Source organism: Bacillus sp. ISO11 (genome assembly GCF_003458115.1).
Classification (GTDB): domain Bacteria; phylum Bacillota; class Bacilli; order Bacillales; family Bacillaceae_G; genus Bacillus_A; species Bacillus_A cereus.
This window is the reverse complement of record NZ_QXCO01000026.1, coordinates 62,069-84,152: the sequence shown is the minus strand read 5'-3', so window position 1 is coordinate 84,152 and position 22,084 is coordinate 62,069. Positions and strand designations below refer to the sequence as shown.

Sequence of the window (22,084 nt, the reverse complement as noted above, 5' to 3'; positions counted from 1 at the left end):
GCTTAAAAGGAATTGAAGCGAATGAAGATCGCTTAAAAGAGTATGTTGAGAAAAGTGTAGGAATTATTACAGCCGTGAACCCTCATATCGGTTATGAAGCAGCAGCTCGCGTTGCGAAAGAAGCAATTGCAACAGGCCAATCCGTTCGAGAACTTTGTGTGAAAAATGGTGTATTGTCACAAGAAGACTTAGAGTTAATTCTAGATCCATTCGAAATGACACACCCAGGGATTGCAGGAGCAACTCTTTTAAAGAAAAATTAAAAGAAGAGGGGGGACAATCCCCTCTTTTTTGTTTACAATATAGAAATGCTATATATGAATAGAGGTAGGGATGTTATGAGCAAGTTTACAGTAGCTTCTAATGGTGCATTAGAAACAACATTAAGAGGAGCAGAAGTATTATCAACACCACTTTTAAATAAAGGGGTAGCTTTCACACAAAATGAAAGAGAAGAGTTAGGTTTAAAAGGGTTATTACCGCCAGCGGTTTTAACGTTAGAAGAACAGGCACGCCGAGCATACGAACAATTTAGTTCTCAGCCGGATGATTTATTAAAGAATGTATACTTAACTGCGTTACATGATCGAAATGAAGTATTATTTTATCGTATATTAACAGATCATTTACGTGAAATGTTACCGATTGTATATACACCAACTGTCGGTGTAGCAATTCAAAGATATAGTCATGAATATCGTAAACCACGTGGTGTTTATTTATCAATTAACGATCCATCAGGTATCGAAGAAGCATTCACGAATATCGGTGCAACAGCTGAGAACATTGATTTAGTCGTTGTAACAGATGGAGAAGGCATATTAGGAATTGGTGACTGGGGCGTTGGTGGTATTAACATCGCAATCGGAAAATTAGCTGTTTACACTGCTGCAGTTGGAATCGATCCTAGTCGTGTATTACCGGTAATTTTAGATGTAGGTACAAACCGTGAGGAGCTATTAAACAATCCATTTTATATTGGAAATCGTCACCCTCGTATAACAGGTAAAGCTTACGATGAATTTATTGATACGTTTGTACAAGCGGTAAACAAACAATTCCCGAAAGCACTTTTACATTGGGAAGACTTTAGCTCTCGTAACGCACGAAAAATTTTAGATAAATATCGTCATGATGTTTGTACGTTTAATGATGATATTCAAGGTACAGGTGCAGTTTCACTTGCGGCAGTATTATCGGCAGTGAAAGCTTCTGGTGTACCGCTAAGTGAACACCGCGTTGTTGTATTTGGTGCTGGTACGGCTGGAATCGGTATCGCAGATCAAGTTAGAGATGCGATGGTCCGCGTAGGCGTATCTGAAGAAGAATCATATAAGCGTTTCTGGTGTATTGATCGTAACGGGTTAGTTACAGATAATATGGAAGATCTTCTTGATTTCCAAATTCCGTATGCAAGAAAAGAAGTAGAAGTAAGTGGGTGGAAGCAAAATGATGTGATCGGACTTGCTGAAGTTGTGAAACATGTAAAACCGACAATTTTAATTGGTACATCTACTGTTGCAGGTGCATTTAAAGAAGAGATTATTAAAGAAATGGCTTCTCACGTAGAAAGACCAATTATTTTACCAATGTCGAATCCGACGCCACTTGCTGAAGCAAAACCAGCAGATTTAATCGAGTGGACAGAAGGAAGAGCGTTAGTTGCAACAGGAAGTCCATTTGAACCAGTTACATATAACGGTGTAACGTATGTGATTGGACAATCAAATAATGCACTTATTTTCCCAGGTCTTGGTCTTGGAACAATTGTAGTACGAGCAAGCGTCATGACGGATGGAATGTTCGCAGCAGCAGCTGAAGCAGTTGCAAGTATGGTAGATACAAGTCAGCCAGGAGCACCTATTTTACCAGAGGTCGAAGAATTACGTAATATCTCAGAAATGGTTGCAATTGAAGTAGCTAAAGTTGCAGTTGCAGAAGGTGTTGCAAGAGTGAACTTAAGTGATAACGATATCAAGATGGCAGTGAAAGAAGCAATGTGGAAGCCAGAGTATCGCCAAATAAAAGCGGTAGAAAAGGTTAGAATATAGAAAAAAAGCCCGTTTATAACAATAAGCGGGCTTTCGCTTTTACTACTGAAAAAAAGTATAGGAAGTGTCACCTTTGAATTGGAATCAATTATGGAAGAAAGATATGTCCCTTTTAATTATATTAATGGTCGTTGTTCCGATTGCTGGGGAGCTGAACTTTCATCCCTTTAATGATACGTTTCGAGTTAGCTTCGGTACACCGCTATTCTTCTTTTTATTATTATTTTTAAGAAGAGTACCAGCAGGAGTTGCAGGTATTCTTGTTGGTATATCTGTAGTCTTATTCCGAGTATGTCTTGACTGGATCATGCAAGGTTCATTTCATATGACAGAATCATTTTATTTGCGTTATCCTGTGTTCTTCTATTATTTTATTTATGGCAGTTTTTTTTCGCTTTGCAGGGTAAATAAGTTCCATCAGAAACCAATCATTATTGGATGCCTTGGAATTTCAATTGAAATTGTTGCAAGTATGTCAGAACTTGCGTTTTATCACATGTTAGTACTAGGTACAATAATAACGATTTCTGAAGTAAATAAACTCATCATTATTGCTATTTTTCGTAGTTTCTTTGCACTTGGTTTTTTAAATATGATGAATTTATATGAAACGAAATTAAAAGAATCGCAAGTTCGAAAAGAAAATGAAAATATGTTAATGCATCTTTCTAATTTATATGTGGAATCTGTTCATTTGAAAAAGACGTTACAAAATGCGGAGTTAATTACACAAGAAGCATATCAACTATATCGAAATTTACAAGTAAGCGCTGATTCAAGTAGTAAAACAGCATTGAAAATAGCGGGGGAAGTGCATGAAATAAAAAAGGATAATCAAAGGATATTTGCAGGATTATCTAAACTGTTATTAGATAAAAATGTGGCTGAATATGTAGAAGGACATGAGTTAGCAGAAATGATTGTTAGAATAAACGAGAAGTATGCTGAAATGCTAGAAAAGGATATACGTTTTTCTAAACATATAGAAGGTGAGCATGCTGCATATCACGTGTATACAGTTCTATCAATTTTTAATAACCTCGCTGCAAATGCAGTTGAAGCAATTGAAGATAAAGGTGTCGTTATTATTAAGCTATATAAAAGAGATCAACATATATTTTTTGAAGTAATTGACGATGGACCTGGTATTGCACAAAAGTATAAGAAATTAGTATTTAAGCCAGGGTTTACTTCCAAGTATGATCAAACGGGAACGCCGTCAACTGGTATTGGGCTTTCTTACATAAATGAAATGGTAACAGAGCTAGGCGGAGAAGTGAGATTAGAAGGCCGAGAAAATAAAAGAGGATGTAAGTTTATCGTTTGTTTACCGGAGGGTAGTTTAAAGCGGGAAGGGGAATAGATTTGTTTTATTATATCGTAGACGATGATGAAGTTTTCCGTTCGATGCTTTCGCAAATTATTGAAGATGGAGATCTTGGAGAAGTAATTGGTGAGGCGGATGACGGAGCTTTTATTGAGGCGGATCAACTAAATTTTAAAAAAGTAGATATTTTATTTATTGATTTGTTGATGCCGATGAGGGACGGAATTGAAACAGTTCGTCACATTGCGTCAACTTTCACGGGGAAAATCATTATGATTTCTCAAGTGGAATCGAAGCAGCTTATAGGTGAGGCATATACACTTGGTGTAGAATATTATATTACAAAACCATTAAATAAAATCGAAGTTGTATCGGTTGTACGCAAAGTGATGGAGCGTATTAGATTGGAGCGTTCTATACACGATATTCAAAAATCATTGAATAACGTGTTTCAGTGGGAAAAACCGCAATTGCGTACTGAACCAGTGCAAGAAGGAAAAAAGATAGGGGATTTAGGGCGCTTTTTACTATCAGAACTCGGTATTGCGGGAGAGAATGGAAGTAAAGATTTACTTAGTATGCTGGAATATTTATATGGTCAAGAAAAGGCACAGACATTTGAGTTTGGCTTTCCTGCGTTAAAAGAAATTTTCCATCATATTACGATAAGAAAATTAGGGGATTTAGCTTTAGAGGCGGATATTGATAAAGAGAAAAAAGCGTCTGAACAAAGAGTACGTCGAGCTATTTATCAGTCGTTAAATCATTTGGCTTCTTTAGGATTAACAGACTTTTCAAATCCAAAATTTGAAAGCTATGCTCCAAAATTTTTCGATTTTACCGTAGTTAGAAAACGGATGACAGAAATGACGAAAGATGAACTCGCATCTTCTGGTCATACGCGAATTAATACGAAGAAGTTTATTCAAGTATTGTATTTTGAGGCGAAGAGGTTGATGGAGATAGAGTGAAGAAGATGCTTATAAATAAGCATCTTCTTTTGTTAAATCAACATTTTATATTTTCTCGTGGAGCATGTAAAATGTTAAGTAAGAGAAAATGGTTTTATATTAAGGAAGTGTCAAAGCGATGAGTTTCACATTGAATAAATCGATTATTAAAGAAGTGTGCGGAGAGACCTCATATAAAAGAGGTGAAGCCTATTATAAATCAAATAAAGTGATAATAGATCAGTACGATGAAAATAAAGAAATTTGTGAGGCGACAGTAAAAGGGAACGAGGATTTCCATGTTACAGTAGCAAAAGCCAAAAAGGGTGATGTTGTTGCAAAATGTAGTTGTCCTTCATTAGCGTCTTTTCAAACGTACTGTCAACATGTTGCAGCAGTATTAATACAAATAAACTATAATCAACAAACAGGTGGAATGAGCTCCACTAGTAGCAGAAATGATCAATTGACAAGTGGTATGTTTCAGCTGTTTGCAGACAAACCACTGAGGCCAAAAAGTAAACAACACCGTTTTGATACACGTGAAATATTAGATATTGAGTTTATATGTACACCAGTAGCTACGAGAAGTGGTGGGGCTCTTCTTGGAATTCAATTGAAACTTGCCAAAGTGTATTTCATAAATCATATTAGAGAATTTCTTTCTAAGGTGGAGAAAAGGGAATCTTTTCATTGTTCAAATGAATTTACATATACACCAGATGTACATAGTTTTAAACAAGAAACGGATGCAATTATTCAGCAGCTCATTAAAATGTATCATAATGAAAAAATGTATGAAGATACGCTAGAAGTACATGCGAAACAAGATGAAAGTATGATATTTATACCGCCAGCTTCGTGGAAGGATATGCTCTCTTCACTTTCTAAAGTTGAATATGTACAGCTGAAACAAAATGAACAACTGTTTCAGGGATTACAAGTTTCAAAAGGTTTGTTGCCGTTACACTTTGAATTTACGAAGGGAAATAATGGCGGATTTACACTTCATATAGATGGTCTAAATCGTGTACAAGTTATGGATATGTATAACAATGCACTTTACGATGGGAAATTATATCACTTACACATTGAAGATTGTATGCGACTTATTGAATTACAAAAGATGATGAGTCGCTCAAATAGTAATCAGTTTTATATTCCAGAAAGTAAGATGGAACATTTCGTCGCGAAAGTTGTACCAGGATTAATGAAGCTCGGAACTGTACACATTGATGAAGTAATATCGGATCGTGTTGAAACACCTTCGCTAAAAGCGAAATTGTATTTAGACCGCGTGAAAAGTCGCTTATTAGCAGGTCTTGAATTTCACTATGGGAACGTCATGATTAATCCGCTAGAAGAGGATGGACAGCCGTCTGTTTTTAATCGTGATGAGAAAAAGGAAAAAGAGATTTTAGACATTATGAGTGAAAGTGCCTTTGCAAAAACAGAAGGCGGTTACTTTATGCATAATGAAGAAGCTGAGTATAACTTTTTATATCACGTCGTGCCAACATTAAAAGGTTTAGTTGATATTTATGCGACGACAGCAATCAAATTGCGAATTAGTAAAGGGGATGCAGTTCCTCTTATTACAGTGAGAAGAAAAGAAAGAATTGATTGGTTGTCATTTCGTTTTGATATAAAAGGAATACCAGAAGCAGAAATTAAAGGTGTATTAGCGGCCCTTGAAGAGAAACGTAAATATTATCGATTGGCGAACGGTTCGTTTTTATCGCTAGAGAGTAAAGAGTTTAATGAAATTAATCAGTTTATAAAAGAATCAGGTATTCGGAAAGAATTTTTACATGGAGAAGAGGTAAATGTTCCACTTATTCGGAGTGTAAAATGGATGAACGGACTTCATGAAGGCAATGTTTTAAGTTTAGATGAGTCTGTTCAAGAGTTAGTAGAAAACATTCAAAACCCGAAAAAATTAAAATTTGCTGTGCCAAATACTTTAAATGCAGAAATGAGAAAGTATCAAGTATATGGGTTCGAATGGATGAAAACACTTGCTCATTACCGTTTTGGCGGTATTTTAGCAGATGATATGGGACTTGGAAAAACGTTGCAAAGCATTGCTTTTATAGATTCTGTTTTGCCTGAGATTCGAGAAAAGAAACTACCTATATTAGTCGTTTCACCATCATCTCTTGTTTATAATTGGTTTAGTGAATTGAAAAAATTCGCCCCGCATATTAGAGCAGTTATTGCAGATGGAAACCAAGCAGAGCGCCGGAAAATTTTGAAAGATATAATGGAATTTGATGTCGTAATTACGTCATATCCATTACTGAGAAGAGATATAAGATTATATGCAAGACCATTTCATACACTATTCCTTGATGAAGCGCAGGCGTTTAAAAACCCTACAACGCAAACGGCAAGAGCTGTGAAAACAATTCAAGCTGAATACCGTTTTGGGCTAACGGGTACACCTGTAGAAAATTCATTAGAAGAGCTATGGTCTATCTTCCATGTCGTCTTCCCAGAATTATTACCAGGAAGAAAAGAGTTCGGTGATTTAAGGCGTGAAGATATAGCGAAGCGAGTGAAACCATTCGTATTAAGACGATTAAAAGGGGACGTATTAAATGAGTTGCCAGAGAAAATAGAGCACTTACAATCATCGGAGTTATTACCCGATCAAAAGAGTCTCTATGCTGCTTATTTAGCGAAGCTAAGGGAAGAAACGTTAAAGCATTTAGACAAAGATACGTTACGTAAAAATAAAATTAGAATTTTAGCTGGTTTAACGAGATTGCGACAAATTTGTTGTCATCCTGCTTTATTTGTTGATGATTACAAAGGAAGTTCAGCTAAATTTGAACAACTGTTAGAGATTTTAGAGGAATGTAGAAGTACAGGGAAGAGAATATTAATTTTTTCTCAATTTACGAAGATGCTTTCCATTATTGGTCGTGAGTTAAATCGACAAGCAATTCCATACTTTTATTTAGACGGGAGTACACCAGCGCAGGAACGTGTAGAGCTGTGCGATCGGTTTAACGAAGGAGAAGGAGATCTATTTCTCATTTCTTTAAAAGCTGGTGGTACCGGACTTAATTTAACTGGTGCAGATACAGTAATATTATACGATTTATGGTGGAATCCAGCTGTTGAACAACAAGCGGCCGATAGAGCGTATCGAATGGGACAAAAAAATACAGTGCAAGTTATAAAGCTAGTAGCTCAGGGAACAATTGAGGAGAAAATGCATGAACTGCAAGAAAGTAAGAAAAATTTAATTGCTGAAGTGATTGAGCCGGGAGAAGAAAAATTAGCATCCATCACGGATGAAGAAATACGAGATATTTTAATGATTTAATATGAAAAAGCTATGCTTTCACATGTGAAAGCATAGCTTTTTGTTGTAATAATTATATTTTGTTTTGTGCAAAGTAAAGAAATCAAATGTTATTTAAATTACTTCTTTGTACCTTTACTTTTGTATGGCTTTGCAGCTGCCTTTTTCTTTGCACTTGATTGCCAACGGTTCCATCCTTTACTTCCTGTACCTTGTCCTACACCTTTTTTCGGTTTTGCCTTCGTTTTACTCATATGATCACTCCGTTATTTAAAAATCTTATTTGATAATAGTCAATGATTTAGAAAATACTCTTTATAAATGACTATGATTGCTTTAAGTAAAAATAAACTGCTTGAATGCTATAGTATATCATGAAATTGCAAGTAAACTGAAAGGAATTATAAAGAAAATGAAAATAATAAGAAATACTGCGGATTCTATATTCCGAACGATCACATTAATTATTGTGTATACGTTAGTTTCGGTCAGTGAAACATTTTTTGGATTGACGAGGCAGAAAAAGTAAAGATGTTAAATTAACAACAATCAATAAAGCCGTAAAATAAAGAATTGAAAAATATTTTAAAACTTTTTGTTGACTTTCTTTATTTTTTGTATAGAATAATCATTAATAAAATGTTTCAGAGATGTGACAACAAAACGACTATGAAAGGACGAGTAGTAGTAGGACGTAGTTTAAGCGAGTCAGGGGTGGTGTGAGCCTGATACGAAGCCTATTATGAAGAACCTCCTGGAGTTGCTAACCGAAATCCTTTATAGGAAAGTAGACTTAGCCGGGAACTTCGCCGTTACAAGAAGAACAGTATCGAGATATTTCATCTCCGTATTGTATAAGTGAGCAACCTCTGTTGCTAATTTGGGTGGTACCGCGGAACCAAAGCCTTTCGTCCCAGTTTTTTGGGAAAGAAGGGCTTTTTTTGTTGGCTTCTTTTCACAACATCCAAACATTTTAGGAGGAAACCACCATGTATCAATCATTAATGACAGTAAGAGAGACTCAAATTGCAATTAAGGAAGTTAAAACATTTTTCGAGGACCAATTAGCAAAACGCCTTGAACTATTCCGCGTATCTGCACCATTATTCGTAACGAAAAAATCAGGATTAAACGATCACCTAAACGGTGTAGAACGTCCAATTGAATTTGATATGTTACATTCAGGAGAAGAATTAGAAATTGTTCATTCACTAGCGAAATGGAAACGATTTGCATTACATGAATATGGATATGAAGCTGGTGAAGGTTTATATACAAACATGAACGCGATTCGTCGTGATGAAGAACTTGATGCAACGCATTCCATTTACGTTGACCAATGGGATTGGGAAAAAATCGTTCAAAAAGAATGGCGTACTGTCGATTACTTACAAAAAACAGTACAAACAATTTATGGAATATTCAAAGATTTAGAAGATCACTTATTTGAAAAATATCCGTTCCTTGGAAAGTATTTACCGGAAGAAATTGTTTTCGTTACTTCTCAAGAATTAGAAGATAAATATCCAGAATTAACACCGAAAGATCGTGAACATGCAATTGCGAAAGAACATGGTGCAGTCTTCATTATCGGAATTGGTGATGCACTTCGTTCAGGTGAAAAGCACGACGGACGCGCAGCTGATTATGACGATTGGAAATTAAACGGTGACATTTTATTCTGGCACCCAGTACTACAATCTTCATTTGAATTATCATCAATGGGAATTCGTGTTGATAGTAAATCACTTGATGAGCAGTTAACGAAAACTGGTGAAGACTTCAAACGTGAGTATGATTTCCATAAAGGTATACTAGAAGACGTACTACCATTAACAATCGGCGGTGGTATTGGACAATCAAGAATGTGCATGTACTTCTTACGTAAAGCTCATATCGGTGAAGTTCAATCTTCTGTATGGCCTGACGATTTACGTGCAGCTTGTAAAAAAGAAAACATTCATCTGTTTTAATAGAAGTGAGGGAATAGCTTAAATATAGAGCTATTCCCTCTTTTTTATAAAACATTACTTATTTATTACCGAGTTCTTCCGCTAAACCGATTAAAATTCCTTCGACTCCACGAATGTAGCAGAGACGATACGAGTTCTCATACTGAACTACTTCACCAACGAGCTCTGCACCATGCTTAGTGAGTCTCGATACCATTTCGTCAATGTCTTCAACGGTGAACATGACGCGTAGATAACCGAGGGCGTTTACAGGAGCAGTTCGGTGATCTGATATAGTAGGTGGGGTGAGAAATCGCGAAAGTTCAATTCGGCTGTGGCCATCTGGAGTGACCATCATAGCGATCTCTACGCACTGAGAACCGAGTCCAGTTACGCGACCAGCCCATTCACCTTCGACATTGGCTCGACCTTCGAGATTCAAGCCAATCTCCTCAAAGAAAGAGATTGCGTTATCAAGGGATTCTACAACGATGCTGACATTGTCCATTCGTAGTAATTTGTTTTTTGCCATAGTCTTATCTCCTTATGTATAAAAGTCTATTATTTAATTATCCTCATAATTATACTACTAAGTAGTTACAAATTCCTTTCAGTCAAAAACACCTTGTCACAGTATAGGAAAATGTGACAAGGTGTTTTTTAATATGTCATATAGCATCGTGTTAACGAACAGCTTTTTATTTAATAGGAAGGTAATACATTAATATGATTTTTTTAGCATTACTAAATATATCAGATTAGCTCATTTGCACTAAAGGCTCAATTTTCGCCATAAATGATTGATGCAGCGCCTCAACGCCTGTTACTAAATGAAGGCGGTCAATAACGACAGACACTTTAATTTCTGATGTACTTACCATTTTAATATGAATATCTTCTTCTTTTAAAGTAGTGAACATATTTGCAGCGACACCTGGGTTAGATACCATGCCAGATCCTACGATTGATACTTTTGCTAAGTGATTTTCATGTTCTACAGATTCATAGTGAAGAGTTTCTTGATTTTGTTCCAAAACTTCTAAAGTTTCTCTTAAATCATTCGAATGAATGGAGAAGGAGAGGTGTACAGTTCCTTCATTTGTAATACTTTGAATGATGATATCTACATTAATGTGTGCTGCTGCTAATGTAGAGAAAACTGTTGAAAGCGAGCCTTGTTCTAATCCTTTAATTGTGACACGTGTAATGTTATCCTCAAATGCAATACCTTTAACGATTGATTGTTGTTCCATGTTACATTCTCCTTTTACAATTGTTCCGTTTTCTTGTTCCATACTTGAGCGAACTTCTAAAATTACATTATGATTTTTAGCAAACTCAACAGCGCGCGGGTGTAATACGCCAGCACCGAGATTAGCAAGCTCTAACATTTCGTCATAAGAAATTTCGTCTAATTTGTAAGCATCTTTTACAACTCGTGGGTCCGTCGTATATACACCTGTCACATCCGTATAAATATCACATTTTTTTGCTTTAAGTGCAGCAGCTAATGCGACAGCAGTCGTATCAGAGCCACCACGGCCAAGCGTTGTAATTTCATTTTCTACACTTATACCTTGGAAACCAGCTACGATAACAATCGTACCTTCAGCAAGATAAGATTGAATACGATCTGTATGAATGTCAGTAATCCGTGCACTACTATGTACAGATTCTGTCGTAATACCTGCTTGCCACCCTGTTAATGAAATTGCATGATAGCCTTTTGCTTGCAGTGCCATTGTTAATAATGAAATAGTTACTTGTTCTCCTGTAGATAGAAGCATATCCATTTCACGTTTATTTGGATTTTCTGTGATAGCGTTAGCGAGTGCGACAAGTTCATCTGTGCTTTTTCCCATTGCTGAAACGACAGAGACAATGCTATGACCTCGTTCATATTCTTCAATAATTAAATTTGCTACATGTTGAATGCGTTCGACGCTTCCGACAGAAGTGCCACCAAATTTTTGAACAATTGTTTCCATTACAAATTCCTTCTTTCGTCTATTTTTAAGAATAGATTAGGAAATATATAAATCCCCAATACTCCTGTAGTTACCAGAAAGACAAACAAAAAACACCATCTCAAATAAGTGAGGATGGTGCTGTTACAGGAAAAGGGAAACAGAAAACGGAGCTAATAAAAAAACCGCCAAAAAAGGAATATCATAAAAAAATGATATCTCTTTTTTGTAGATAGCTCTTCATACGTACACGTCTGTACATATGACAGTTCTGTTTCTATTCGAAAACAGCCCCAATTGATAAATGCAGAGAAATTTATCAATTTCGGCAATACTTCCTTTCATCTAAGTTCATAGACATCTCTGTGTCTCCATTAGAATACTCATAAGTATCGCAACCTCTATCTCACGTTTTAGGCGAGAGTGTTTGATTTATGAAGTTGTTGGTAACATTTGTTTTATAATAATTTAAATTTTTCGTGGAATCAAGTGTTATATATATATTTTAAAAATTCTTTCTTTTTTTGAGGAAGTTTGTGAAAAATGTAGCAAAATAAATTCATTGCATGTACATTAAACTTATAGTGCATAGGAGGTGGGGAGAATGAAAAGGAAACAGCCTATTTATGTTGCGACAAAAATGAACACGACGATGGAAAAATCATGGGAATATACGCAAGAACCAGATATACATACAGAGTGGGATGCTCGCTTTACTGAAATTTCGTATTTAGAGAAAAAAGAAGGAGAACCACAGAAGTTTTTGTATAAAACAAAGATTGGATTTGGGCTTGAAATAGTTGGAGAAGGGGAATCAATAGGTGAAATAAGAAAAGATATTTTAATGCAGTTATGCAGTTTGATGAAAACGAAAATGAAATTGTAGATTATTTTGGTGAACCACATTTACTCGTTTCTACACTGCATTTTCATATCGATGAGTTAGGGGCAATGCATATTTCTTCAAAGAAACAATGGTTTTATATGTTTGGAAGAAAAATGCCGTTACCAAAATTTTTGTATGGTGAGGCAAAAATTGTTGAAAGTTATGATGAAACACTTCAGTGTTTTCGAATTCATGTACAAGTACGAAACCCGTTAATTGGTTCGCTTTTTTCATATAAGGGAACATTTGTGGAAAGGGAATAAACGATATGAAAAATATAATATTTGGGCTTGCTTGTTATGTTGTTTTTCTAATATGTGAGTGGTCGAATATAAATCCTGTTGAAGCAATTATATTATTATCTGTTTTATTATTTATACCAATGTCATTTTGTATTATTGATAAAAGAAAAAGAGATGGATCGCAATTATTATTTTATAAATCCGTATCATTTTTATATCCAATCGCAGCAATTTGTGCAATGCTAGCTTTCGTCACAAATCACTATTTATTTGCGCTAGTTTGGTTTGTATATACAGGAATTGTTGCGTTATTTGGTGTAAGTAGATTGCTAGAAAGAGGATGGAAGCCGTTAGAAGAGATCGCCATAGATAGTGCGTTTATTTATTTGTTTTTAGGTGGTTTTTGGTTTTCTGCTTCAGTAGCAAAACTTTCAATTATGCATTTTAGCTCTGACATTGTTTTACTCACAGCTGCACATTTTCATTATTCGGCGTTTCTATTGCCATTATCAGCTGGTTTAATAGGGAGAAAAAGAGAAAAGAGAAGTAAAGTGTATGATGCTATTATGTTTATCATCATGATTTCACCTATGACAGTTGCAATAGGAATTACATACTCAAGAATATTTGAATTTTTTGCAGTGTTCCTATATTTATGTGCAATTTATGGGTATGGATTTTACGTTTGGAGAGCAAAATTTAATGCTATCAGTGCAAAGATTCTTCTAATCGTTTCGTCTAGTACACTCATGGTTACAATTATGTTCTCACTTATATATTCATATGGAAATTTGAAGCATGTAATGACGATTACAATTGCTCAAATGGTTTGGATTCATGGTGTTGTCAACGGAATTGGAGTAGCTTTACCGGCATTTATCGGCTGGGTGATTGAAAAGAGTGTTCCGAATTATAAATACTATGGGAAACCAATGAGTAAGTTAAGAGGAAATGTGGCAATTGGTGAGGCTTATTTATATAGCAGCAATTTAGTAGACAGTAAGGAATACAACGGTTTAGTTGATAAAGTAAATGACTTTCATAGTGAGGCATTTGATGTGACGAAGGTTCCTTTAAGTATTATTCATTTTTATGAAAATACAGTAGAGTATGAATTGCAATCGAATATTAAATGGGCTCGTTGGTTCCGTCCGTTCGCACTTTGCTATGAGAAAATGAGTAAGCGTGTAGAACAAATACATTTAGGAATGGGCGGCAATTGGGAAACGATGCATGGCTCTATCATTAGTGTCATAGATGAGAAAGATGGAAGAGAGAATGTAAGGGCTTGGCTAAGAAAAAATGAAGCAGGTAAATCTATTTTTGTAGCTCTTTATTCAAAGCATACAAATAAGAATGAGACATATATGAATATCGCCTTACCTTTACCTTATTCGAATATGACTGGTATTTTGAAACTATATAATGATAGTCATGATTTAATTATTACTAGTAAGTTAAGAGAAAATGGTCAGGGAGATGAGGGGATTTATTTACATACTCGGTTCTTGACAATCCGTTTACCGTTAGCAGAGACTTTTATTATAAAAGAGCGCACGGATCACATACTAGAAGCTAATCATAGAATGTGGATATTTGGAGTTAAGTTTTTAGAAATTGATTATAAGATTAAGAAAGTACAGGAGAAGTAAGAAAAGCTTGGAGAGATTCCAAGCTTTTTTACGTATGTGTAATTGTTATAGCAACTTGTTTATCTAGCTCATTATCCCAAACACGTTGAATTTCAAAGGTGCCTTTTTCAAAAAATAATGGGAATCTTTCTTTAAACCAATCTTGCATAGGAAGCTTTAGTGCTGTATCGATTGGTATCCATAATAATTTGCCCTCAGGTGGGTTTAAAAGAAGTTCACCTTCAAATGAGTCTGTCCAGTAGTTAAATACCATGTACCGAACATTCCCTTTCGGATTTACATATTCATCTAATCCCTTAAAATTTAAATCCGAAACAAGTAATCCGGTTTCTTCTTTTACTTCCCTTATAGCGGCTTGAACGATACTTTCGGGAAAATCTACTTTGCCGCCAGGAGCTATGTAGCCAGGGAAACCTCGATGATTGGGTCGTTTTACGAGTAAAACTTCATTGTTGCGCTGGATCATACACATTGTATAGATTTGGTGTTCGATGTTATGTGAATTTGGAGGCATAATGATGCATTCTCCTTTATATTTTTTTGATAATTTTACCATAACATAATGGTTTCTTATATAATTGGAAATATAATATTATGAATTTTCAGTCGTATATTATGTATTCTATAGTCATTTGAAAAGAGGAGAGAGACATGCAAGGGGAAATACAAAAGGAGAAAAGTTTAAGTTATATTGGAAAATTATTATTACCAGTTAAAGTATCAACGCACTTTAAGTTTTTATGGATTGGACAATTACTCTCGGCCTTAGGTAGTTCGATAACTATGGTCATACTTCCAGTTGTTGTGTATTCATTAACTGGCTCAACAGTTGTAATGGGGATGACGATGGCAATGTACATGCTACCTAATATTCTTGCTTTACCGTTTGCAGGTTTAGTTGTAGACCGAATTGATCGGGTTAAATTAATGTTATTTACGGATATAATCCGCTGTATATTAATGCTATTACTTGCATCGCTTATATTTATGGATTTATTAACAATTACGATTTTATATATTCTCGTTGCCATATACGGACTTATGGAAGGGATATTCCAACCAGCATATTCTGCTGTAAGGGCGAAAGTATTCGTTCCTGAAATTCGTAATGCAGCTAACGCACTCACTCAAATGAGTAATCAAGGTATACGATTGATTGGGCCAGCACTTGGTGGGTTAATCGTATCGGTTGCATCTGCAGGGATAGGTTTCGGACTAGATGCAGCAACGTACTTATTATCATTTTTATGTTTATTATTTTTAAAAGAAATTAAGTTTAAAAAAGTAAAACCCATTGAAAAGAGTAAGCTTACTTACAAACAAGAGTTTATGGAAGGTGTTTTAGTTTTAAAAAGTCATCCGTGGCTGTGGATTACAATTTTAGTTTTTTCTTTTATAAATATTTGTTATGCCGGCATTATCGTCGTATTAATTCCATGGTTATTTAATGTTCATCATCATTTTGAAGCTTACGTGTATGGGCTTGGCATGGCCTTTTCTGGTGGTGGGGCTATAATTGCCGCAGTAATATTTGGTGGGAAAGAGCGGTGGCATAAGAGAGGATTACTGGCTTATGGAGGTGTTTTAATGAGTGGCATTGCTTTATTAATTATGCCATTCATTTCTTGGGCACCCGCTTTAATATTCTTAATGGCAATTGAAGGATTTGGCATGATGATATTTGGACTCATTTGGGAAACGAGTTTACAGGAGCTTGTACCAGAAGAAGCATTCGGAAGAGTGGCAAGCCTTGATATGTTGGGTTCTTTTGCTTTATTGCCATTAGGGTATGTAGTTGTAGGCTGGTTAGCTACTGTCATAGGTGGCGAAATAACTATTATAACACTAGCTAGTTTAGTAATTTTAACAATTGGAATAGCATTGTCTGTACCGAGTATTCGTCGATTTAATTGATTATATGGGAAAAGAGGGCTAGACCTATATAGAAAATAACTTAGCATATAATCAACTAGTATTAATAAAACACCTTTGTAATGAAAAACTGTCCGTACATATTTGGCACAACAAAATTAGAAATCACAAAAGAAGTGACGGAAGCGATACAAGCAGGTTTCAAAAAAGAAGACTAAGCCCTAAAGAAATTAGGACTTAGTCTTCATTAAATACAAATGTTTGTTTCATTTTTTTACCTTCATTTACCGGATGGCCATTGTAAGAGAAATTCTTTTCTTCCCAAGTGATTACAACTTTAAAATTATGACTATTAAAGTCTAATGGGAATACCATGTAGTCAAAGCTTGTATGACTTTTAGAAATATTTTCATTAGGTGTAGTAGGTTTAAAGGTAGCTTTAGAGGTAGGGTTGTTATCAAGTATTTCCACAGATACGTTTGATACATCATGACCGATGTTTTTTACGAGTAAACTATACGTATCAAATACACCTTGCTTTGGCTGGATTGCTTGCTTGTTTGAGTTATGAGATTTATCAATTTCGACATACCATTGTTTAGACTTTGACGCAATCGGTAGTGACTGAAATGTGTAAGCACTAGCTTGTATTGGTAGTGCTAAGCATAAAAGTGTAAAGAGAGTTAATATTTTTCGTTTCATTTTTTTAGAGCTCCCATTCTTTAATGGATTTACTTGTTATTATCTTCTTTTTACGAGTAAATATACCATATAATGTAAAGTGGCTATAAGAGTAGTGAATCAATATCTTATTCAATACTCTTATAGCCGGCATAATTACGTATGTAGTAAAAAAGAATAAATTTGTTTTTCTATACTTAGATTGCTGCCCTTTTTAAAAGGACTATTTTTACGTTTTAATAAAAAGAATATACTAAGAGTTCAGTATAAATTATTTATTTTAATGTAGTTAAATGTGCTTATATATGTGAAATTAGAGAAGGAAGCTGTGTAGAGATGTTTCTACACAGTTTTTTTAGGATATGAAAAAATTACCAAAAATATGTTAAAATAACATTGTCATACAACAAGGGGGATTTGTTTTATGGAAAATGGACATCTTGCTAAAGTAGACTTAACGAAAAAAATTGAATCAAAATCTAAGTACAATAAGAAATTAGAAAAATATCAAAGGCGCTTATTAGCATTACAGCAAATTTTGAAAGAAGAAAAAATCGCGGTTATGCTTGTTATGGAAGGATGGGATGCGGCTGGTAAAGGTGGGGCAATTAAGCGGGTGACGGAACATCTTGACCCGCGTGGGTTCCAAGTAAATCCAATTGGAGCGCCTGCACCTCATGAGAAACGTTACCATTATTTGCAACGTTTCTGGCGCAAAATTCCACAGTACGGGCAAATCACCATTTTTGATCGCTCATGGTACGGTCGTGTGTTAGTTGAGCGTGTTGAAGGATTTGCTACAAAGGAAGAGTGGATGAGAGCATATGATGAGATTAATGATTTTGAAAAACTACTAACAGATGACCATTACATAATAGGGAAGTTCTTCTACCATATAAGTAAAGAGGAACAGTTAAAGAGATTCAAAGATAGAGAGAAAAATCCTTTGAAAAGATGGAAAATTACAGACGAAGATTGGCGTAATCGTGAAAAATGGGATGAGTATGTTGAAGCAATGGAAGACATGTTTGAAAAAACAAGTAAGCCAAATGCAAAGTGGCATATTATTGAAAGTAACGATAAATTGTATGCTCGTGTGAAAACGTTAAAAATTATTATTTCATTCATTGAGGATTATTTCTTAGAACATGGTATAGAATTGCCTTCTTATTATTATGAAATGAAAGAGGATATTGAAGTTTTGCAAGGTGTAGGTGTTAAAGAGTAAATAAGAAAATGGCCCTGTGAATTGGTGAAACCAAATTATGGGGCTTTTTTATTTAGAAACATTTTACAATTAACAGAATAAGGTATATAATCAATAATCATATTAACAATGTTAATATGATTATTGATTATATACTATGTGGGGGTTTTACTTTGAAGGGAAGAGATGTTGTTTTAGGTTTATTAATGGAAAAGGAATTGTCTGGTTACGATATTAAAATTGTGTTTGAAGACGTATTTACTCATTTTTTTGATGGAAGTTTTGGAATGATTTATCCAACGTTACGACAATTGGAGAATGAAGGGAAAATAAAAAAAGAGGTTGTCATGCAAGAGGGGAAGCCAAATAAGAAAATGTACTTTATTACGGATGAAGGACGTGAAGAGTTTTATCAATACATGCAGACGCCTATAGAGAAGGATGTTTTACGTTCGGATTTTTTAATGAGAATGTATTTTGGCAACTATAGTGATGATGTAACAATAAAAAAATGGATTAAAGATGAAATTGAAAGAAAAGAAGCGTACATTGCAGATCTTCGATTGAAATATGAAAAGTGGAGAGTAGGTATTACTTTCGTCGAAGAAATTTCACTAGATGTAGGTATTGCATCGTATAGTGCACAAGTGGAGACTTTGAAGAAAAAATTAGAAGAGTTAGAGGCGAAAGAAAACAATAAAACAGAAGAATGAAAAACGCATTCACAATAAATAAAGGGGTATATAAAGATGGAGCAATCAAAGGGTATTAAGATTGTCTTTTTAATGTGTCTAGGTATCTTTCTTTGTATGATTGATACGACAATTATGAATATAGCTTTACCGGCAATACAATCGAGTGTAAATACTTCATTAGAAAAGATGTCTTGGGTATTAAATGTTTATACAATGACGATTGCAGTACTTGCCATTCCGTTAGGGCGGATAGCTGATATCTTTGGAAAAGCAAAGATGTATATTCTTGGTCTGGTGATTTTTGGGGGTGGATCGGTACTTTGCGCTTTTGCTAATACAGGTGATTTTCTTATTTTTTCTCGTTTTATACAAAGTATTGGGGCAGCAATTTTATTTCCAACAAGTATGGTAATTGGTGTATCAGCTATGCCGTTAGCTAAAAGGCATGTTGCACTTGCAATTTTAGGAGTAACACAAGGATTGTCAGCTGCTATGGGGCCAGTAATAGGTGGAATTATTACGCAAAATTTAGGATGGAGATGGGTGTTCTTCGTTAATGTTCCGGTTTGTATAATAGGAATTGTGTTATGTTGCATCATGCTACAAATAAAAAATGAAGAACGTATTATCTCAAAAATAGATTGGATAGGACTACTATTAAGTAGCACAGCAATTTTTTCATTTACTCTCATATTAGTAAAAGGTAATACATGGGGATGGCAAAGTAATATTGCTTTGTCTTGTTATGCAATTAGCACTATTTCTCTTATTCTATTTATTTTAGTAGAACGAAAGATTCATAACCCAATGGTGAATTTAAAGTTATTTCAAGATCGAATGTTTGTCGGAGCGTCGATCGTTGTTATATTGAGTAATTTATTTTTAATTGGAGTTACTGTATTGCTTCCAACGTTCTTGACGAAACTACAAGGTCGAACGGAAATTGAAGCGGCTTTTTTAGTGACACCTATTTCAGCGATGATATTTTTTGTCTCACCAGTTGCAGCAACTTTAATTAAAAAACTCGGAAAAGTAACTATTATTTTGTCAGGATTTCTTGTTATGGGGCTTTCCTACTATTGGTTGCAAATGATTGATGTTCATTCAACAAATATAGAAATTATTATTCCATGTATGATATTAGGTGTCGGATATGGCTTAGTTGTGGGGCCAATTACAGTTTTAAGTGCGTCTTCGTTTGAAGGAGAATTATTAACTGCTTCTCAAAGTGTTGTATCAATGTTACGACAAGTTGGAATTGTATTGGCGGTCGCAATATTTGTCTCTAACTTAACTCACAATTTAACTGTAAATAAAGAAAAAGTATATCGTTATGCAGAAGAAAAGGTGCGGAATATTCATGTGAATAGTACTGAGCAAACTGAAATTTTACAAATGACTAAAGAAAAAATAGAGAATCAAAGTTTAGAGTCGAATATAAATAAGAAACAAAATGCAATGACAATGGGATTAAGTAAAGAGAAAAAGGAAGAATTGATTCGCGACAAGACGGATGAAATATTAAGAAAAGTTCCAGTAGAATATAGGGATGTAAAAAGAGAAGAAGTTATGAGGCAAGTGACAAAAGAAGTTGAAAAACAAGAGGAAAGTATAAAGAAAGAGGTACTCACATTTTCGAATGATGTGAATCATTATGCCAAGAATCAGATGGCTATGAGTTTTACAGATTTATATAAAGCAAGTGTGCCAATTATTTTAATTTGTGCTTTCGTAAGTTTGTTGTTTTGGGAAGGAAAAGCTTTAAGTAAAAAGAGAAGGGGAAGATTAGTAGAAGATGCGTAAAGAAAAACAGGCTGCTATTAGCCTGTTTTTTCATTGTTTTCTCCTTGCATATTGTGAATAGTAGTATTTTTAATATAGCATGGGATAAGTCGAGTATGATTAGAAAGTTTTTTAGAATGAAAGGTATGAATGGAAAATGCCATTGAATATGTAACATTATACATAGTACATTAACAAGAGGGATTAATTTTAAAAGGAGGATGGAGAATTGCTAGATAAGGCAGGGGCTTTAATAGATAATCATGTGTACACAGAAGAAGAGCAACAAAAATTATACAAACGAACGTTAATAATCGTCAGCATTTCACAAATGTTTGGCGGTGCAGGACTAGCTGCTGGTATTACAGTGGGAGCACTTCTTGCGCAGCAAATGCTTGGAACAGATGCATTTGCAGGATTACCAACTGCTATGTTTACATTGGGATCAGCATTAGCAGCTTTCATAGTAGGGAAGCTTTCGCAACGATATGGACGCCGGATAGGTCTTGCAACAGGGTTTATAGTAGGTGGATTTGGAGCAATTGGTGTTGTAATGGCAGCTTTAACGAATAGCATTATTCTTTTACTTATTTCTTTACTCATATATGGTGCCGGTACAGCCACGAATCTACAAGCTCGTTATGCAGGTACAGATTTAGCAGATAAGAAGCAGAGAGCAACGGCTGTTAGTGTTACGATGGTAATGACGACTTTCGGTGCAGTTGCAGGACCAAATTTAGTAGGAGTAATGGGTAGTTTTGCGCATTCAATTGGAGTTCCTAAACTTGCAGGTCCGTTCATACTATCGGCAGCAGCATTTATACTGGCGGGTCTAGTTCTTTTTGTTATGCTTCGTCCAGATCCGTTAATTATTGCTAACATAATAGAAAGATATAAACAGGAACATACATATAAAGGGCAACCAATAACAGACGAAGTGAAAGAAAATAAACAAGGTATTACAGTTGGAGCAATCGTAATGATACTTACGCAAATCGTGATGGTTGCGATTATGACGATGACGCCAGTTCATATGGGACACCACGGTCACGGTTTAAGTGCAGTAGGACTTGTGATAGGTTTTCATGTAGGTGCAATGTATCTTCCATCTCTCGTTACAGGAATGTTAATTGATAAAATTGGCCGAACTACAATGAGCATAGCTGGTGGAGTGATTTTACTTGCAGCGGGTGTCATAGCTGCGATAGCGCCAAGTGATTCTTTATTATTATTAATCGTTGCTCTGTCTTTACTTGGGCTAGGATGGAACCTCGGATTGATTAGTGGTACAGCACAAATCGTTGATTCCACAACACCGTCTACACGTGCTAAAACACAAGGGAAAATAGATGTTTTTATTGCGCTAGCTGGAGCTTCTGGTGGAGCGATGTCAGGTATGGTAGTAGCGAATTCAAGTTATGCGGCATTGTCATTGGCTGGAGGCGTGTTAGCGTTATTACTTATTCCTGTTGTGATATGGTCTCGAAAAGGGGCAAGAAATTAAATG

General features: G+C 35.2%; 17 protein-coding genes, 2 pseudogenes, 1 riboswitch and 1 other annotated feature. Of the genes and pseudogenes, 14 read left to right on the top strand and 5 right to left on the bottom strand.

The window, feature by feature from the left end:
- The 5 genes from D1166_RS23165 to D1166_RS23145 all read left to right on the top strand — a co-directional run.
- On the top strand, positions 1 to 263 hold a 263-nt coding region (locus D1166_RS23165), incomplete at its 5' end, for an aspartate ammonia-lyase (protein WP_118043439.1).
- A gap of 75 nt (positions 264 to 338) precedes the next feature.
- Entirely contained in the window at positions 339 to 2,051 is a 1,713-nt protein-coding gene (gene malS, locus D1166_RS23160; RefSeq protein ID WP_002100899.1) for an oxaloacetate-decarboxylating malate dehydrogenase, read from the top strand.
- 64 nt (positions 2,052 to 2,115) lie between these two features.
- Entirely contained in the window at positions 2,116 to 3,414 is a 1,299-nt protein-coding gene (locus D1166_RS23155) for a sensor histidine kinase (protein ID WP_074595886.1), read from the top strand.
- Positions 3,415 to 3,416: 2 nt separating this feature from the next.
- Positions 3,417 to 4,349 carry a response regulator gene (locus tag D1166_RS23150; RefSeq protein ID WP_000500302.1) on the top strand — a complete coding sequence of 311 codons (933 nt, stop codon included), beginning with the start codon at positions 3,417 to 3,419 and terminating at the stop codon, positions 4,347 to 4,349.
- A gap of 118 nt (positions 4,350 to 4,467) precedes the next feature.
- Positions 4,468 to 7,662 (top strand): DEAD/DEAH box helicase, encoded by a 3,195-nt coding sequence (locus tag D1166_RS23145; protein WP_118043438.1) that lies wholly within the window; start codon positions 4,468 to 4,470, stop codon positions 7,660 to 7,662.
- A 98-nt stretch (positions 7,663 to 7,760) separates the two neighbouring features.
- On the opposite strand, the gene D1166_RS23140 is transcribed toward D1166_RS23145, so the two are convergent.
- Complete coding sequence (locus D1166_RS23140; protein WP_000047588.1) at positions 7,761 to 7,895, bottom strand: DUF3934 domain-containing protein; 135 nt, start codon at positions 7,893 to 7,895, stop codon at positions 7,761 to 7,763.
- A 406-nt stretch (positions 7,896 to 8,301) separates the two neighbouring features.
- Positions 8,302 to 8,560: a binding site (T-box leader), on the top strand.
- Between the two features lie 70 nt (positions 8,561 to 8,630).
- Between D1166_RS23140 and asnA the strand changes: the two genes are divergently transcribed.
- Entirely contained in the window at positions 8,631 to 9,614 is a 984-nt protein-coding gene (gene asnA / locus D1166_RS23130; RefSeq protein WP_000284914.1) for an aspartate--ammonia ligase, read from the top strand.
- 58 nt (positions 9,615 to 9,672) lie between these two features.
- Here asnA and D1166_RS23125 read toward each other — a convergent pair whose 3' ends face one another.
- Both D1166_RS23125 and D1166_RS23120 read right to left on the bottom strand, forming a co-directional pair.
- A complete protein-coding gene (locus D1166_RS23125; protein WP_097862109.1) occupies positions 9,673 to 10,125 on the bottom strand; it encodes a VOC family protein in 453 nt (150 codons plus the stop codon).
- 226 nt (positions 10,126 to 10,351) lie between these two features.
- Positions 10,352 to 11,581, bottom strand: coding sequence for an aspartate kinase (locus D1166_RS23120; protein WP_097862110.1), 1,230 nt, complete (start codon positions 11,579 to 11,581; stop codon positions 10,352 to 10,354).
- A 204-nt stretch (positions 11,582 to 11,785) separates the two neighbouring features.
- Positions 11,786 to 11,972, bottom strand: a riboswitch (Lysine riboswitch).
- Positions 11,973 to 12,164: 192 nt separating this feature from the next.
- Between D1166_RS23120 and D1166_RS23110 the strand changes: the two are divergent.
- From D1166_RS23110 to D1166_RS23100, 3 genes and pseudogenes are all read left to right on the top strand, one after another.
- Positions 12,165 to 12,422, top strand: a pseudogene (locus D1166_RS23110) (hypothetical protein); the annotation flags it as partial.
- Positions 12,386 to 12,709, top strand: a pseudogene (locus D1166_RS23105) (DUF4166 domain-containing protein); the annotation flags it as partial. The pseudogenes D1166_RS23110 and D1166_RS23105, both read left to right, overlap by 37 nt.
- Positions 12,710 to 12,714: 5 nt before the next feature.
- Complete coding sequence (locus tag D1166_RS23100; protein WP_097862112.1) at positions 12,715 to 14,340, top strand: YndJ family protein; 1,626 nt, start codon at positions 12,715 to 12,717, stop codon at positions 14,338 to 14,340.
- A 28-nt stretch (positions 14,341 to 14,368) separates the two neighbouring features.
- Here the strand turns inward: D1166_RS23100 and D1166_RS23095 are convergent, their stop codons facing one another.
- Complete coding sequence (locus D1166_RS23095; RefSeq protein WP_001134949.1) at positions 14,369 to 14,854, bottom strand: 8-oxo-dGTP diphosphatase; 486 nt, start codon at positions 14,852 to 14,854, stop codon at positions 14,369 to 14,371.
- 137 nt (positions 14,855 to 14,991) lie between these two features.
- On the opposite strand from D1166_RS23095, the gene D1166_RS23090 reads away from it, so the two are divergent.
- Positions 14,992 to 16,254, top strand: a complete 1,263-nt coding sequence (locus D1166_RS23090; RefSeq protein ID WP_001161173.1) for an MFS transporter — start codon at positions 14,992 to 14,994, stop codon at positions 16,252 to 16,254.
- A gap of 195 nt (positions 16,255 to 16,449) precedes the next feature.
- Here the strand turns inward: D1166_RS23090 and D1166_RS23085 are convergent, their stop codons facing one another.
- Positions 16,450 to 16,914, bottom strand: coding sequence for a hypothetical protein (locus tag D1166_RS23085; RefSeq protein ID WP_000823343.1), 465 nt, complete (start codon positions 16,912 to 16,914; stop codon positions 16,450 to 16,452).
- A gap of 403 nt (positions 16,915 to 17,317) precedes the next feature.
- Here D1166_RS23085 and D1166_RS23080 point away from each other — a divergent pair, with 403 nt between their 5' ends.
- The 4 genes from D1166_RS23080 to D1166_RS23065 all read left to right on the top strand — a co-directional run bounded on the left by D1166_RS23080 (position 17,318) and on the right by D1166_RS23065 (position 22,081).
- On the top strand, positions 17,318 to 18,121 hold the full coding sequence (locus tag D1166_RS23080; RefSeq protein ID WP_000427320.1) for a polyphosphate kinase 2 family protein: 804 nt from the start codon (positions 17,318 to 17,320) through the stop codon (positions 18,119 to 18,121).
- 152 nt (positions 18,122 to 18,273) lie between these two features.
- Positions 18,274 to 18,813: a PadR family transcriptional regulator gene (locus D1166_RS23075; RefSeq protein ID WP_070757096.1), complete on the top strand. Its 540-nt coding sequence runs from the start codon at positions 18,274 to 18,276 to the stop codon at positions 18,811 to 18,813.
- 36 nt (positions 18,814 to 18,849) lie between these two features.
- Positions 18,850 to 20,598: an MDR family MFS transporter gene (locus D1166_RS23070; protein WP_069604831.1), complete on the top strand. Its 1,749-nt coding sequence runs from the start codon at positions 18,850 to 18,852 to the stop codon at positions 20,596 to 20,598.
- Between the two features lie 208 nt (positions 20,599 to 20,806).
- Positions 20,807 to 22,081 carry an MFS transporter gene (locus D1166_RS23065; RefSeq protein WP_097862113.1) on the top strand — a complete coding sequence of 425 codons (1,275 nt, stop codon included), beginning with the start codon at positions 20,807 to 20,809 and terminating at the stop codon, positions 22,079 to 22,081.
- The last annotated feature ends 3 nt before the right edge of the window (positions 22,082 to 22,084 follow it).

What these genes read in the sequence shown, in the direction of transcription:
- malS (WP_002100899.1), top strand. Translation starts at nt 339, where the DNA reads ATGAGCAAGTTTACAGTAGCTTCTAATGGTGCATTAGAAACAACATTA.
- D1166_RS23145 (WP_118043438.1), top strand. Translation starts at nt 4,468, where the DNA reads ATGAGTTTCACATTGAATAAATCGATTATTAAAGAAGTGTGCGGAGAG.
- D1166_RS23140 (WP_000047588.1), bottom strand. Translation starts at nt 7,895, where the DNA reads ATGAGTAAAACGAAGGCAAAACCGAAAAAAGGTGTAGGACAAGGTACA.
- asnA (WP_000284914.1), top strand. Translation starts at nt 8,631, where the DNA reads ATGTATCAATCATTAATGACAGTAAGAGAGACTCAAATTGCAATTAAG.
- D1166_RS23125 (WP_097862109.1), bottom strand. Translation starts at nt 10,125, where the DNA reads ATGGCAAAAAACAAATTACTACGAATGGACAATGTCAGCATCGTTGTA.
- D1166_RS23120 (WP_097862110.1), bottom strand. Translation starts at nt 11,581, where the DNA reads ATGGAAACAATTGTTCAAAAATTTGGTGGCACTTCTGTCGGAAGCGTC.
- D1166_RS23100 (WP_097862112.1), top strand. Translation starts at nt 12,715, where the DNA reads ATGAAAAATATAATATTTGGGCTTGCTTGTTATGTTGTTTTTCTAATA.
- D1166_RS23095 (WP_001134949.1), bottom strand. Translation starts at nt 14,854, where the DNA reads ATGCCTCCAAATTCACATAACATCGAACACCAAATCTATACAATGTGT.
- D1166_RS23090 (WP_001161173.1), top strand. Translation starts at nt 14,992, where the DNA reads ATGCAAGGGGAAATACAAAAGGAGAAAAGTTTAAGTTATATTGGAAAA.
- D1166_RS23085 (WP_000823343.1), bottom strand. Translation starts at nt 16,914, where the DNA reads ATGAAACGAAAAATATTAACTCTCTTTACACTTTTATGCTTAGCACTA.
- D1166_RS23080 (WP_000427320.1), top strand. Translation starts at nt 17,318, where the DNA reads ATGGAAAATGGACATCTTGCTAAAGTAGACTTAACGAAAAAAATTGAA.
- D1166_RS23070 (WP_069604831.1), top strand. Translation starts at nt 18,850, where the DNA reads ATGGAGCAATCAAAGGGTATTAAGATTGTCTTTTTAATGTGTCTAGGT.